Here is a 12,725-nt window from a genome sequence, read left to right on the forward strand (position 1 = left end):
CCTCCTAAAATTGTTCCAAGAATCGTACATCATCTTCAAAGAATAGACGTAAATCGTTAATGCCGTATAAAAGCATAGCAATACGTTCTACGCCCATGCCAAAGGCAAAGCCTTTAACCTTTTCAGGATCGTACCCATTAATGCGCAATACATCAGGATGAACCATACCGCAGCCTAAGATTTCAAGCCAACCTGTATGAGAACATACACGGCAACCTTCACCACCGCACATAACACAGGAGATATCTACTTCGGCAGATGGTTCTGTGAATGGGAAGAAGCTTGTACGGAAACGTACCTTTGTTTCATCACCATACATGTGACGTAAGAAGGACTCTAATGTACCTTTCAAATCAGCAAATGTAATATGCTCGTCAATGATGAGACCTTCCACTTGATGGAATACTGGGGAATGTGTCGCATCATAGTCCCAACGATAAACCTTACCAGGCGCAATCATACGGATTGGGCTGTTTGGCTCATGACGTTGCATTGTACGAGCTTGTACTGGAGATGTATGCGTACGCAATAAGAAGTTTTCTGTAATATAGAAGGAATCTTGCATATCACGGGCAGGATGATCTTTAGGCAAATTTAAGCATTCAAAGTTAAAGTAATCCTGTTCAATTTCTGGCCCCTCTTCAACGGTATACCCCATTTTCATAAAGAAGTCTTCAATCATTTCATTAACCTTAGTTAATGGATGGATATGACCAGATTTTACTGCACGACCAGGCAATGTAATATCGATGCGTTCTTGTTCTAAACGAGCGTTTAACTCTGCCGTTTCCATACGAACTTTAACCGTATCAATTTCGGCTTCTAATGCTTCACGAACAGCATTAACGAGGGCGCCAGCCTTCGGGCGTTCTTCTGGAGATAATTTACCAAGACCTTTTAGTAATGCCGTTACCTCACCTTTTTTACCTAAATATTTAACGCGTATATCTTGCAGTGATTGTATATCTGTCAACCCTTTAATCGCATCAAGAGCTTCAGCCTTAATCCGTTGTAATTCTTCTTTCATTAAAGCATCCTCCTATATTTAAAAGTCTAAACTATATTATACCAAATCAGGGTTGTCTTCTTCAATAAAACGCCATGGTAATTCAGGTAATGGCTTCTCTTCTAGTACAAAAAATGTACCCCGTGCTAAATGAACTAGTTCACCTAATTCATTATAGATACGTGCTGTAGCAACCATGGTTGTTTTACCACTGTGCTCTACATTAGCTACACCACGCAATACGGTACCGCCTTTAACAGCTTTCACATAATTACCATTAAGATCAATGGTGCTCACAGATTTACCCAATGTAAAACATGCCGTCCCCATCACACTATCTGCTAAACCAATACAAACAGCGCCATGCAAGTCCCCTCTAAAATTGCAATACTCTGTGTCATTAGTTTGCAAGGTCATTTCTGCATGACCTGGTTCAACTGCTGTAATTTCAGAATCTTTTACCCAAGAAAATGGATTCTGACCTCGTAATTCGTTGAAATATTCTAACAATGTTGTAGCCATAAGGTTCTCCATTCTATATACGCACCCATAGATTAACTAATCTAAATACTAAGTCTATACAATACCTGTATCAAAATCTCTATAGTTATATACCAAAAATTCAATACAAACATATAAAAATGGTGCGTTACATCATACATATTGTATCATGCAACGCACCATATGCGAATAACTCTATCTATTTATTAGTATGTTCTTAAAATACAAACTTACAATTCAAGACTATTCATAATGTAATGCATCAATTGGATTAAGTTTTGCCGCCTTGCGAGCTGGATAAATACCAAAGATCAAACCAATTGCCATAGAGAAGGCAAAAGACATTACAATAGTTGGTATAGATATAACTGTACTCATGCCCGAAGCCATACCAATTAACTTAGAGGCCCCTATACCGAGTGCAATACCTATGATGCCCCCCATCAGACTGATAACAACAGCCTCGATAAGAAACTGTGTAACGATAACACTATAAGTAGCACCCAGCGCTTTACGTACCCCAATCTCTCTTGTCCGTTCAGTTACAGATACGAGCATAATATTCATAATGCCAATACCACCAACAACGAGAGAAATAGCAGCTACGGCACCAAGGAATAATGTTAAGGTTCCTGTAGTTTCTTCCATGGTTTCCATGATGGAGTTCATGTTTTGGATATTAAAATCATCGAGGTTTGTATCCTTAATACCATGACGTACTCGCAATAGGTTTTCAATATCGGATTGCAAACGATCGATACCGCTTTCATCCTTACCTACTACGTAGATCATGCGGAGATAGTCAACACCTTCTACCCGTTCCATAGCTGTAGTATATGGAATAATTACCATATCATCTTGGTCATTACCCATAGCACCACTGCCCTTACTATTAAGGACACCAATGATACGGAATGGAATGTTTTTGACACGAATTTCAGCACCTACTGGATCTTCATCACCAAATAGATTCTTAACAACTGTTTTACCTACGACTGCAACGCGTTCACGATTCTGTACATTCTTTTCAGACAAGAATCGACCGGATTTCATAGACCAATTATTTACATCTAAATAATTATAACTAACACCAGATACTGAAGTAGTCCAGTTCTTATTTTGATAAATCACTACATACGAGCCATTTGTCATCGGACTGGCCGCTTTCACACCATCCAATTTTGAAATAGCTTCGTAATCAGAAACCTTTAAAGACTTCATAGAACCTGCAGAAGGTCGAACACCTGGTGTGCGTGGTGCCCCAGGCATAACCATCAATAGATTAGAACCTAAGCTAGAGATGGAGTTTTGGATATCTTGCTTTACACCATTACCAATAGATACTAAGGCAATTACGGCAGCTACACCGATAATAATGCCTAACATGGTCAAAATGGATCGCATTTTATTAGCAATGAGGGATGCCCATGCCATTAAGAAACTCTCTTTATACATGTGGCACCTCCTGTACAGGCGTCATATTGAGATTTTGAGAATCCTCTACAATCAAACCATCACGCAATACTACATTACGACTGGCATAGGTTGCAATTTCAGGTTCATGAGTAACGAGGATAATTGTACGCCCTTCATCATAGAGTCCTCTAAAGATATTCATAACATCAATAGTCGACTTGGAGTCAAGGTTGCCTGTCGGTTCATCGGCCATGATGATAGCAGGATTATTCGCTAACGCGCGAGCTATGGCTACACGTTGACGCTGACCACCAGATAACTCAGATGGCAAGTGATCCATACGATCCCCAAGGCCAACAGAGGATAACAATGCAGCGGCACGTTCATTACGTGACTTTTTATCCATCCCTGCATAAATCATAGGGAGCGCCACATTCTCTAAGGCTGTCAATTTTGTTAATAAGTTAAAACTTTGGAATACAAAGCCTATTTGTTTGTTTCGTACAAAGGCCAATTCATCGTCGGATAAGGTTGCAACCTCATCGCCATTTAGGCGGTATGAACCTGTTGTTGGTCTATCTAAACAACCAAGTATGTTCATAAAGGTAGATTTACCAGAACCAGATGGACCCATAATAGACACAAATTCGCCTTTGTTGACCTGTAAATCGATGCCATGCAGAACAGGCACCGATAATTTACCATTTACATAGGTCTTCGTAATCCCTTGTATATCGATTACTGCTTGATTCATATTCACCTACTATTAGAACGGTCCACGGCTATTATTCTTAGGTGCTGTTACATCACCACTTACGATGATTTCATCACCTTCAGATAAACCTTTTAGAATTTGTACATTAGTATCACCAGTTACACCTGTAGAAACAGCTGTACGTACTGGTTGACCATCTTTAATAACATATACATATTCTCCTTGCTTATCTGTACGCACTGCAGTAAGAGGTACTACCAATGTATTTTTAATATCTTCGCCAAAGATAGTTGCACGTGCCGTCATAGATGGTAAGAAATTGTTAGAAATATTTTCAGGAATTTGAACTTTTACGGTATAGTACACAACGCTATTGCTTGTAGCGCCCATATTGCCTTTTGTACCTTTTGCAATTTCAGACACGTATCCTGTGAAAGTTTCACCTGGCTTAGAGTCTACTGTAAATTCTACTTTAGCGCCCTGTTTAATACTACCAATATCTGTTTCATCTACAGTTAGGTAAATTTCTAAATCACTTAAATCTGCAATCGTAGCGATAATCATTTGTGTAGAAATGCCAGTACTGATAGTTTGACCAGCTTTCAACGGTGTACCAATAACAGTACCAGACATTGGCGCCGTAATAGTAGCATCATTTAAATCTGCTGCTGCACGGTCATACGCAGATTTTGCCCGTTCATAAGCTGTTACAGAATCATCATAGGTTTGTTGAGCAATAGCATTTTGATCGGCTAATGCTTTATAGCGGTTCATATCAAGTTCCGCCTTAGCTAATGCAGCACGAGCATCATCTGCAGAGGCTTGTAATTGACGTGTATCAATATAGGCAATCACTTGACCAGCTGTAACTTGATCATTCTCTTTAACTAAAACTTTTTCAAGTTTACCAGCCACATTCGTAGAAACGTCTACATAATTAACAGGGTTAATAGTACCCGTAGCACTAATACTTGTTTTTACATCACCCTTTTCTACCTTGCCAGTAGTATATAAGTTTTGTGTTTGCTTAGAACCTTCACTATGCATGTAGTAGTATGTACCACCACCAAGAACACAAAGAACAACAGCACCAGCAATAATGCGTTTACGATGCTTTTGTAAGAATTCTTTCATTATAATCTCCTTATAAAAAGATGAAGATATTGCCAATAAAGTATCTATTTATGATGATACTATTAGTATTTTTAAATTATACAGCACCAATTACTTTTATGCAATATAATTTCATTAATGAATAAATGATGATAAAAAGAAAATGACCCTTTCGGGTCATTAAATAATATCAACTGCTTAAGATTGATAAAAGTGTATAGTCCTTATCATTGATAGGGAAACTAAGACTTTCTGCCTCTTGATAGGAAATAGGACGAATATGACCATCTATATAGCCCAATAATCGATTATCTGTACCATTCATCAATAACTCAATACAGGTTTCACTCATACGAGCCGCTAAAATAGCATCAAATGCAGATGGACCGCCACCGCGTTGTAAATACCCCAATACAGTCAAGCTCGGATCAAATTCCGTATGATTCTTAATATAGGATTTAACTTCCCCACTATTATAAGCACCTTCTGCAACGAGTATCACACTATATTCTTTACCACGAATCTGTGTCTCCTTTAAATGGCGACACACCTCATGTAAAGGCATAGGATTTTCAGGAACGAGTACAATTTCTGCACCACATGCAAGTCCAGCTTTAAGCGCAATATGACCTGCTTTACGTCCCATTACTTCGACAATGGCTACTCGTTCATGTGAATTAGAAGTATCACGAATTCTACCAACCGCATCAACTACAGTATTGAGCGCCGTATCAAAGCCTATAGTATATTGAGTGCCACCCATATCATTATCTATGGTACAAGGAATAGTCATTGTGGACATACCTAGTTTCGCTAAACTCGTAGCGCCTCGCATAGATCCATCACCACCGATAACAATAAGGTGATCGATACTATGAGACTTCAATATATCATAGGCCTTTTTTTGAACATCCTCATTTTGGAACTCTGGAAAACGAGCTGTTTTTAGCATCGTTCCACCTTGAGTAATAATGCCTCCTACAGAGCGGTTTGATAAAGGAATAAATTGCTCTTCCATAATGCCTAAATAGCCACGTTCAACGCCGAACACTTCAAAACCTTCATGTATTGCTTTTCTAGTTATCGCTCTGATGGCGGCGTTCATGCCAGGTGCGTCTCCGCCGCTTGTTAGTATTGCGATTCTTCTCATATCCATTACCCCCTTGTGGTGTACGTTGTTTGGATATAGCTTCTGACTTACGTCCTTTACCTGCCTGATTAGACGTCTTCTGTTTACGACGTTTATCACAGCAAGATGTATTAGATCCTACCTTATTAGAACCTAATGTTTGAGAAGTTCGTTTATGAGCTTCTATTTTCTTAGGTATTCTACTATCATTTGTATTTCTAGTAACAGAATTATTTAGTTTTAGTTCTTGAGATGATTCTTTATCATCTCCATTGTTCATATCATTGGGTTGACGTCTTGCTTTAAATTGCACGCCTGAAGCAACTAATTCATCTTCAATACGTTGCATAAAATCATAGGTCCGACCATTTGTTGTATCTAGTACAAAATCACACTGCTTATATACTGGTTTCCAGGATTGTATCATAGCGTGTACAAAAGCATGTACATTATTGTAATCCATAGTTGGCCGTTTCCCAATTCGGCGATTTACACGGCTCACAATACGAAATTGTGCAGCGCGAATACCAATAATATATGAGTATTTTTTTAATACTTTTAACGTACGATGTTCAATCGGAAAATTACCACCTACAGATATAACCGCTTCATGGTATAAGCATACCTTTTTAAGTACATCCATTTCAGCACGACGGAATGCTTTTTCTCCAATTTTCTTGAATATTTCAGCAATAGGCAACCCAAAACGACCTTCTAATACGCGATCAGTATCTACAAATTGCCATCCCTTGCGTTCTGCAAGATTACGACCGAAATGACTTTTGCCACTTCCCATAGAACCGATGAGCATAATATTGCGTTTTATTATCATCTATTTATGTGCCCCTTATTATTTCATATCCTTCATTGTACTATAAAATGCTATAAAAACAAAGACAGACTATAGATTAACTCTCTATAATCTGTCTCTATTAGTATTACTAAAAACAATTTATATGTTAAGACCTCATAGTTGGTTTCACTGCACAATGCACGTATACGACATTGCCTTTCCGTTCTATGTCCTCTATTTCTATACGGCGTGAAGGTTCTTTCTCATCAACAGTATTAATCCAGTTTATAAGTCGTTCTGTACTCCCTAATACAGTTAACTCTAATACACCTTCATGCTCATCAGTACTAACAATCATTAATGGTTCTCCTTGCAAAGAATCAAAAACACTTGTATTAGAACTCGTGTTAGATACCTTATTTTGCGTAAATGACTCTAACAATTTGGCTTCCTTAGATACAATATAATCTGACTCAGCATGCATTTTAATAACATAGTTTTCTTGTCGCTCTTTCAATTGAATAACTTTCTGATTTAAACTAATAAATCCATATAGTGAACTACTAATGATGATGCTCCACACTATTACGATCATTAGTATCTTCTCTACTGGATGTGTTGTGCTCTCCTTTAGATCCTTCCACATGGAATGTATATATACCTTTATCTGCTTTAACTGTTCCATGACACTCCATTCCTATTAGTCTGTGTTGAAGACTAGCTATAAACTTACGACACGCGTCATCAGTAACACCTACACCATCCACACTAATCTGTCCATCTTTTATATGGAGGTGCTGTAAACTAATACCTTGCTCCATAGCTATATCAATGACATATAGGACTATAGTATTTTGAATCATAGATGATGTATTATTTTTTGAACTATTCTTAAGAATTTGATCTTTAACGGCTATTATATCTGCATACTGTTTCCCTATGGACTGATACTGTGGATTTTCTAATAGACTCAATAGTTCTGATTTTTCAGCTTTATAATGTTCGTAACTAGACCAGCAACAACCTAGAGATAATAATCCTACTATTCCGTATATAATACTCATTCCATATAGATAATATCGATATCTATGCCACATACTATGCCAATATAACGAACGAGGCATTAAATTAATGTGTCTATCCTTACCAGCCCAAGCCAATCCATTTAAGCCCCCTTGCTGCCATACCAATGGCCATATCCCAATCTAGTTGGCCTAGTTTACACCGATTACGACCACGACCTAAAAATAGTAGAGGAATATAGTCCGTCTCTCCATATATAGAAATAATAGCTTCTATATCCTTTCGTTCCTCTTCAGTTAACTGTTCTAAACCATACAGCTTAATGCCTTGTATTTCATCTACGCCAAACTCCTGCAATCTAGCCTCAAGCTGTTCTATCCCTTCTGATACATCGGTACTAGTAATTGGAATTCTACATTCTTGAATACATATATCGTTCCACCATAGCCATAAGTGTAAATCACCCTTTTCAACAACGCCTGTTACAGTCCCACTACGCCGCATCAAACTGTAACAAATAGGGATAGGCCAAAAATCGATTACATCTACTGGAGCATAAGTGTCTCGTATTCCTTGTTTTAACAGTTCTAATGAATGACGCTCTACAGCTACCATAAACATATGATAATTATGTCTTGGATATTCTCGGCGACACGCATCCATTTGGAAGCTATCTCCATCAAAGCTAAAGTAGTCCTCTACATTCCACTTGATGAACTCTTTCATATCAAAATCATGAGGATCATAAGGTGCCACATGCATTTGTGTATCAATATTTGCAACAATGCTGTAGGCACCATCATCTAAATCATACATTTCAATAAATTTTCGAATATCCTCATCAATAGGTGCACTGCGTTTCATTTCTAGTGCATCGGTAATGACCATAGTTTTATTTTCTACATGAGCTGTAACACATACAATATGTTCATCTGTAATGCATACTCCAGTATGTATTTTCTTTTTTCGTTTCATAGATTCACCTCAATATGGTTTCACCTTTATAACATGCATATTATTATCCTTATCTACCGTCACATACATATGTACTCGACTGACAATTTTGTGGCGCTTCAATTTCCCATAACTCATAACATGACGAGGGTTTTCTGATACTGAGTCAGCTTCAATCATTATTTCCACGTCCGCATCATCAGCTACTATTAACTTTTGCTGAAAGTCCCATGTATTACCCGCTCTACAATAGCCTACAAACCAATGTGCTCCACTTTGAGCTGCATAGTGTGCCTCTTCTAAATGCAATTCATCTATTGCATTACCTTCACAAATTTGACCAATACGCAGCCCCATAAAGGCTAACAATAATAAAAAAGACATTGTGAGTATCGCTACATATGTAATGAATCCAGCATTATGGGCTCCCATGTTCATGACTCGGTTCCTCATAATATTTATACCAATCATATATACTACTTTGACCTATAGAAACTTCATATATAGCTAATCCTCCATATCCAGCAGTATATTGCTTATCACCAGTAAATCGATTTGTAATATACCAACGCATGTGGATAGTTTCACTTTCATCTATACTAAATGGATGCTCTTGTGTATACCCAACATTTCGCTTATCTTTTGTACCTATAATGCGGCTACCGCTAACCGGCTGCAAGCTGCCATCCGTAAGTTTTCTATACAGCGCATGGCGTTGTACAGTTAATGTAGTCCGTTTAGTATCGTGAACATATAAAGTCTTATTTCTATCCTCTACAGTTACCTGTACAGGATTCCATATAATTTGAGCTACAACCATACGCCTTGTATACCTGCCATCCTCCATCATAGCAACACTATCTATTAATTTTGCATTCCACATAACTCCGTAAAAAACTATCCCTAATAATAAGGTTAGAACGATAGTAGAAATAGTTATACTCATAAGTGTGGAATACAAAATAAAACCACTTTGTTTATCATGAGTAATCAACGTATTTCCTCCAAAACGAGAGATAAGCTATACACAATAGTTTCATTATCTATGGCCTGTACAGTTAATCGTTGTAGGGCAATGCCATTTTCTACGGTAGGTTCTATGTGTGTTTTATAAGTAATAGATTCCCTAGGGCTCATAATAAATTGAGAGTTATGAATCCCTTCTTGAATGTGACCTGTTTTGTAATACTGGGACTTACTTTCCTCTAAATATGTTACAGTATCTTGTACTATATGATCCCAATAATAAGCCTTATAAATTGTCAAGGTAGCCATCCAAAATACAGATAGTATAACAGGCAATATAAACATAATAATGGCTGTTGATACTAAGGCATCTCCATACATAAATCCCTTAGTGTACTTCTTCCCATCGAATACGTCCCGTCTGCACAGATATCCATATACGATTTCTCTCACCACTTTCTCGATCCCGTAAAATAAGTTCCGTTCCATCATAAGGTAATCCTAGAGAAGAAAAAGAAATAATCGTTAAAGGTTGTACGTTTTCAATCCCTGTAGGTAACGATATATCGACTGTATGATGATGCGCATCCTCCTCTAAGGTATAGCTATCTTTATTTAATATGAATAACATGCGCCCTTTCCCATTCGACTTATGACCAAGCATGGACCAAAGTTGAACCTTTTTTAACATATATACTACTTCTTGAGTACTTCCATTTAAGGTATAACGACTGGGCGTCGTAACAATGGGCAAAGACAGAGAAATCAAAAGTAAAAATAAACTAATAGCAATAATCCACTCGGCTAACAAAGAGCCAAACTGATGATGTATAGGTTGTGCCTTAACCATTGATATAACACCTCCATATAGGATCCGCCATGTAAGGCACACCAAGCACCAAAGCATAGAAAGGGACCAAATGGAATATATCGATTACGATAGCTCGTTAGTAAGAGATAGAGAGAACCAACGCAAAAGGCTACGTAAAAAAAGCATATAATCTCCCAGGGCGTAAGCCACATGGAAATAGCAGAAAACCATTTCACATCGCCTAGTCCAAAACCTTTATGACTAATAAGACGAAGTCCATATGTAATAGCACCTACACTCATAACACTTATACTCGTTACAAGCATAGACTTATCATTTATAAAGCTATAAAGTATGCCACCTAAAACAAGCACTAACGCCCCTTCATCAGGCAATATATAGTAATGCATATCGATGGTAGCACCTGCTATGATGATGAGTGAAAATACAGCATACAAAGCAACGTGAATAAAGGATATTACCTGGGATGAAACTATAATAGGTAGTACTATGGATGCTATATACACGATCAGGGCTATAACATAATGAGTCCCTTTCATACCTTGTCCTTCCATACAATCAACTATAGATATAAGTTACGTTAAGGTGCATCAGGTGCTTTAACTACAACTGCTTTTGCCGTACCGCCATTAACCACTTCATAAGTAATGGTATATTCCTTATCCTTTGCAGTCTTAACATGTTCTGTAAGATAACCTTCTTTATATAGATTTTCTACAGTTGGTGGTGTATCTACATTCTTGTCGATCATATAGAGCTGCGTTGCATTTTTAATTATTTGAATATCTGCTGTTTCCTTCGCATTTCGTGCTCTATCAGCAGCCGATAAGAATTGTGGCATCGCAATAGCTGCCAATATGGCAATAACTGCTACCACAACCATTAACTCAACAAGGGTAAAGCCCCCTTTTCTCGACTTCTTGAGATTTTCCCGAACATGAGAAATATGTAAGTGGTCTAAAACCCATTGACCACATAGTTCTAATCGAGAATTTAAACCATGAACCATATGTATAACAGAACTCATAATATCCTCCTTATAATGATTAAATAACATCTATCCATTACTATTGACCTCTATTGTGCTAACTATAAATAGCTATTGTCCTCCCAACTTAGCAATAGACGTAAATAATGGATACATAACAGATACAACTAAAACGGCTACACCAATTCCCATTACAGTTAGCAAAATTGGTTCTAAAAGTCTCTCTAGTCGGGCGATATATTTTGAAAGTATAGATTCATAGTAATGTCCACAATGATGTAGCATCTTAACGAGCTCTCCACTTTCCTCGCCAATAGAAATCATTTGCCATATAAAGGAATTTCCAATATTCTCAGTTCTAAGGCTCTCTTCAAAAGAATGGCCAGTTAATAACTTTGCTTCTACTTTCTCACTACATTCGGCACCATACATATTGCCCCATAAAGGTCTTGTGATATTCATAGTATGAATAATAGAAATTCCAGAATCTAACAAAAGGGCCCAAACCTTTAGCATACTTGTATAGTAAATGCAGGTCATCCATTGGTATCTGTGAGCCAACAGCCAAAGCCAACGATGTACTTTGCGTTTTATACTATGTTGATGGTATGCAAAGACTAAAGCGCCTATCCCTACACACTGCATAATAAAGACTAATATAGGATGATTCTTTAGCCCTTGTCCTAATGCAAAGAGGGCTCGTGTCATCAATGGTAATGTAATATGCATGGTAGTAAAAACCTTCTCAAAGGATGGAATGATAAACAAGATGGTAACGAGAAAGAATACGTTCATCATGAGAAGAAGAAATATAGGATAAGAAATAGCACTCATAACCTTTTGCCGCAATTGTCGCTCCCAGTCATAGTGACGTGAAATGTATTGTAAGCTTTCACCTAAAGTGCCTGCTGCCTCTCCACTTTCTAGTAGTGCTAAGGCTATCGCAGGGCATCCTTCACTACGCAATGCTTGCGATAAGGTTTGACCTCTCTCAATCGATTCATAGAGGGCTGTATATAAAAGCCCTTGCTTCCCATGACAGAGTAACTGTAATGCCCTCCGTAAAGGTACACCAGACTCAATAAGTAGTCCTAATTGATAGGTTACATCTACCACCATGGTATGATTCCACTTATGCTTTTTCTTATTTACTTGTAAAGTGATTTTATAAATCTTGTATCCATCGCGCTTTAACCGTGTACCGACCTCCTGTTCTGAATCTGCCCACATCAAACCTTTTACTGTTTCATTATTCTCATTTTTTATGACATATTCATAAGCCTCCATAT

General features: G+C 37.7%; 17 protein-coding genes. All 17 read right to left on the reverse strand.

From position 1 onward, the window contains the following. Positions 1–4: 4 nt before the first annotated feature. The 17 genes from pheS to KH109_RS01525 all read right to left on the reverse strand — a co-directional run bounded on the left by pheS (position 5) and on the right by KH109_RS01525 (position 12,723). Positions 5–1,027, reverse strand: a complete 1,023-nt coding sequence (gene pheS / locus KH109_RS01445) for a phenylalanine--tRNA ligase subunit alpha (RefSeq protein WP_295215001.1) — start codon at positions 1,025–1,027, stop codon at positions 5–7. Positions 1,028–1,063: 36 nt separating this feature from the next. Continuing rightward, positions 1,064–1,528 (reverse strand): PaaI family thioesterase, encoded by a 465-nt coding sequence (locus KH109_RS01450; RefSeq protein ID WP_295215004.1) that lies wholly within the window; start codon positions 1,526–1,528, stop codon positions 1,064–1,066. A 222-nt stretch (positions 1,529–1,750) separates the two neighbouring features. Further along, positions 1,751–2,962, reverse strand: coding sequence for an ABC transporter permease (locus tag KH109_RS01455; protein ID WP_295215007.1), 1,212 nt, complete (start codon positions 2,960–2,962; stop codon positions 1,751–1,753). Beyond that, a complete protein-coding gene (locus KH109_RS01460) occupies positions 2,955–3,677 on the reverse strand; it encodes an ABC transporter ATP-binding protein (protein ID WP_005386312.1) in 723 nt (240 codons plus the stop codon). The genes KH109_RS01455 and KH109_RS01460 overlap by 8 nt, the downstream gene beginning before the upstream one ends. Before the next feature lie 12 nt (positions 3,678–3,689). Continuing rightward, positions 3,690–4,772: an efflux RND transporter periplasmic adaptor subunit gene (locus tag KH109_RS01465; protein WP_295215010.1), complete on the reverse strand. Its 1,083-nt coding sequence runs from the start codon at positions 4,770–4,772 to the stop codon at positions 3,690–3,692. Between the two features lie 169 nt (positions 4,773–4,941). Then, a complete protein-coding gene (locus KH109_RS01470; protein WP_295215354.1) occupies positions 4,942–5,856 on the reverse strand; it encodes an ATP-dependent 6-phosphofructokinase in 915 nt (304 codons plus the stop codon). Next, positions 5,828–6,712 (reverse strand): shikimate kinase, encoded by an 885-nt coding sequence (locus KH109_RS01475; RefSeq protein ID WP_295215013.1) that lies wholly within the window; start codon positions 6,710–6,712, stop codon positions 5,828–5,830. Before KH109_RS01475 ends, KH109_RS01470 begins: the two co-directional genes overlap by 29 nt. A 127-nt stretch (positions 6,713–6,839) precedes the next feature. Then, on the reverse strand, positions 6,840–7,031 hold the full coding sequence (locus tag KH109_RS01480) for a hypothetical protein (RefSeq protein WP_082717862.1): 192 nt from the start codon (positions 7,029–7,031) through the stop codon (positions 6,840–6,842). Positions 7,032–7,236: 205 nt separating this feature from the next. Beyond that, on the reverse strand, positions 7,237–7,833 hold the full coding sequence (locus KH109_RS01485; RefSeq protein WP_295215015.1) for a fimbrial assembly protein: 597 nt from the start codon (positions 7,831–7,833) through the stop codon (positions 7,237–7,239). Further along, on the reverse strand, positions 7,817–8,671 hold the full coding sequence (locus tag KH109_RS01490) for a hypothetical protein (RefSeq protein WP_295215017.1): 855 nt from the start codon (positions 8,669–8,671) through the stop codon (positions 7,817–7,819). Before KH109_RS01490 ends, KH109_RS01485 begins: the two co-directional genes overlap by 17 nt. 9 nt (positions 8,672–8,680) lie before the next feature. Beyond that, entirely contained in the window at positions 8,681–9,088 is a 408-nt protein-coding gene (locus KH109_RS01495) for a hypothetical protein (RefSeq protein ID WP_295215020.1), read from the reverse strand. Then, entirely contained in the window at positions 9,069–9,533 is a 465-nt protein-coding gene (locus KH109_RS01500) for a hypothetical protein (RefSeq protein ID WP_060924327.1), read from the reverse strand. Before KH109_RS01500 ends, KH109_RS01495 begins: the two co-directional genes overlap by 20 nt. A 107-nt stretch (positions 9,534–9,640) precedes the next feature. Continuing rightward, positions 9,641–9,997, reverse strand: a complete 357-nt coding sequence (locus KH109_RS01505; RefSeq protein WP_295215025.1) for a hypothetical protein — start codon at positions 9,995–9,997, stop codon at positions 9,641–9,643. A 7-nt stretch (positions 9,998–10,004) separates the two neighbouring features. After that, positions 10,005–10,466, reverse strand: coding sequence for a hypothetical protein (locus KH109_RS01510; protein ID WP_060924232.1), 462 nt, complete (start codon positions 10,464–10,466; stop codon positions 10,005–10,007). Beyond that, a complete protein-coding gene (locus tag KH109_RS01515) occupies positions 10,421–10,987 on the reverse strand; it encodes an A24 family peptidase (protein ID WP_295215028.1) in 567 nt (188 codons plus the stop codon). Before KH109_RS01515 ends, KH109_RS01510 begins: the two co-directional genes overlap by 46 nt. A gap of 41 nt (positions 10,988–11,028) precedes the next feature. Then, on the reverse strand, positions 11,029–11,475 hold the full coding sequence (locus KH109_RS01520; protein ID WP_295215031.1) for a prepilin-type N-terminal cleavage/methylation domain-containing protein: 447 nt from the start codon (positions 11,473–11,475) through the stop codon (positions 11,029–11,031). Between the two features lie 72 nt (positions 11,476–11,547). Next, entirely contained in the window at positions 11,548–12,723 is a 1,176-nt protein-coding gene (locus KH109_RS01525; protein ID WP_156718983.1) for a type II secretion system F family protein, read from the reverse strand. Positions 12,724–12,725 lie beyond the last annotated feature (2 nt).

Source organism: Veillonella sp. (assembly GCF_018381775.1).
Lineage (GTDB): Bacteria > Bacillota > Negativicutes > Veillonellales > Veillonellaceae > Veillonella.

What these genes read in the sequence shown, in the direction of transcription:
- KH109_RS01480 (WP_082717862.1), bottom strand. Translation starts at nt 7,031, where the DNA reads ATGATTGTTAGTACTGATGAGCATGAAGGTGTATTAGAGTTAACTGTA.
- KH109_RS01470 (WP_295215354.1), bottom strand. Translation starts at nt 5,856, where the DNA reads ATGAACGCCGCCATCAGAGCGATAACTAGAAAAGCAATACATGAAGGT.
- KH109_RS01515 (WP_295215028.1), bottom strand. Translation starts at nt 10,987, where the DNA reads ATGAAAGGGACTCATTATGTTATAGCCCTGATCGTGTATATAGCATCC.
- KH109_RS01500 (WP_060924327.1), bottom strand. Translation starts at nt 9,533, where the DNA reads ATGTGGAATGCAAAATTAATAGATAGTGTTGCTATGATGGAGGATGGC.
- KH109_RS01505 (WP_295215025.1), bottom strand. Translation starts at nt 9,997, where the DNA reads ATGTATGGAGATGCCTTAGTATCAACAGCCATTATTATGTTTATATTG.
- KH109_RS01525 (WP_156718983.1), bottom strand. Translation starts at nt 12,723, where the DNA reads ATGGAGGCTTATGAATATGTCATAAAAAATGAGAATAATGAAACAGTA.
- KH109_RS01450 (WP_295215004.1), bottom strand. Translation starts at nt 1,528, where the DNA reads ATGGCTACAACATTGTTAGAATATTTCAACGAATTACGAGGTCAGAAT.
- KH109_RS01460 (WP_005386312.1), bottom strand. Translation starts at nt 3,677, where the DNA reads ATGAATCAAGCAGTAATCGATATACAAGGGATTACGAAGACCTATGTA.
- pheS (WP_295215001.1), bottom strand. Translation starts at nt 1,027, where the DNA reads ATGAAAGAAGAATTACAACGGATTAAGGCTGAAGCTCTTGATGCGATT.
- KH109_RS01490 (WP_295215017.1), bottom strand. Translation starts at nt 8,671, where the DNA reads ATGAAACGAAAAAAGAAAATACATACTGGAGTATGCATTACAGATGAA.
- KH109_RS01510 (WP_060924232.1), bottom strand. Translation starts at nt 10,466, where the DNA reads ATGGTTAAGGCACAACCTATACATCATCAGTTTGGCTCTTTGTTAGCC.
- KH109_RS01475 (WP_295215013.1), bottom strand. Translation starts at nt 6,712, where the DNA reads ATGATAATAAAACGCAATATTATGCTCATCGGTTCTATGGGAAGTGGC.
- KH109_RS01455 (WP_295215007.1), bottom strand. Translation starts at nt 2,962, where the DNA reads ATGTATAAAGAGAGTTTCTTAATGGCATGGGCATCCCTCATTGCTAAT.
- KH109_RS01465 (WP_295215010.1), bottom strand. Translation starts at nt 4,772, where the DNA reads ATGAAAGAATTCTTACAAAAGCATCGTAAACGCATTATTGCTGGTGCT.
- KH109_RS01495 (WP_295215020.1), bottom strand. Translation starts at nt 9,088, where the DNA reads ATGAACATGGGAGCCCATAATGCTGGATTCATTACATATGTAGCGATA.
- KH109_RS01520 (WP_295215031.1), bottom strand. Translation starts at nt 11,475, where the DNA reads ATGAGTTCTGTTATACATATGGTTCATGGTTTAAATTCTCGATTAGAA.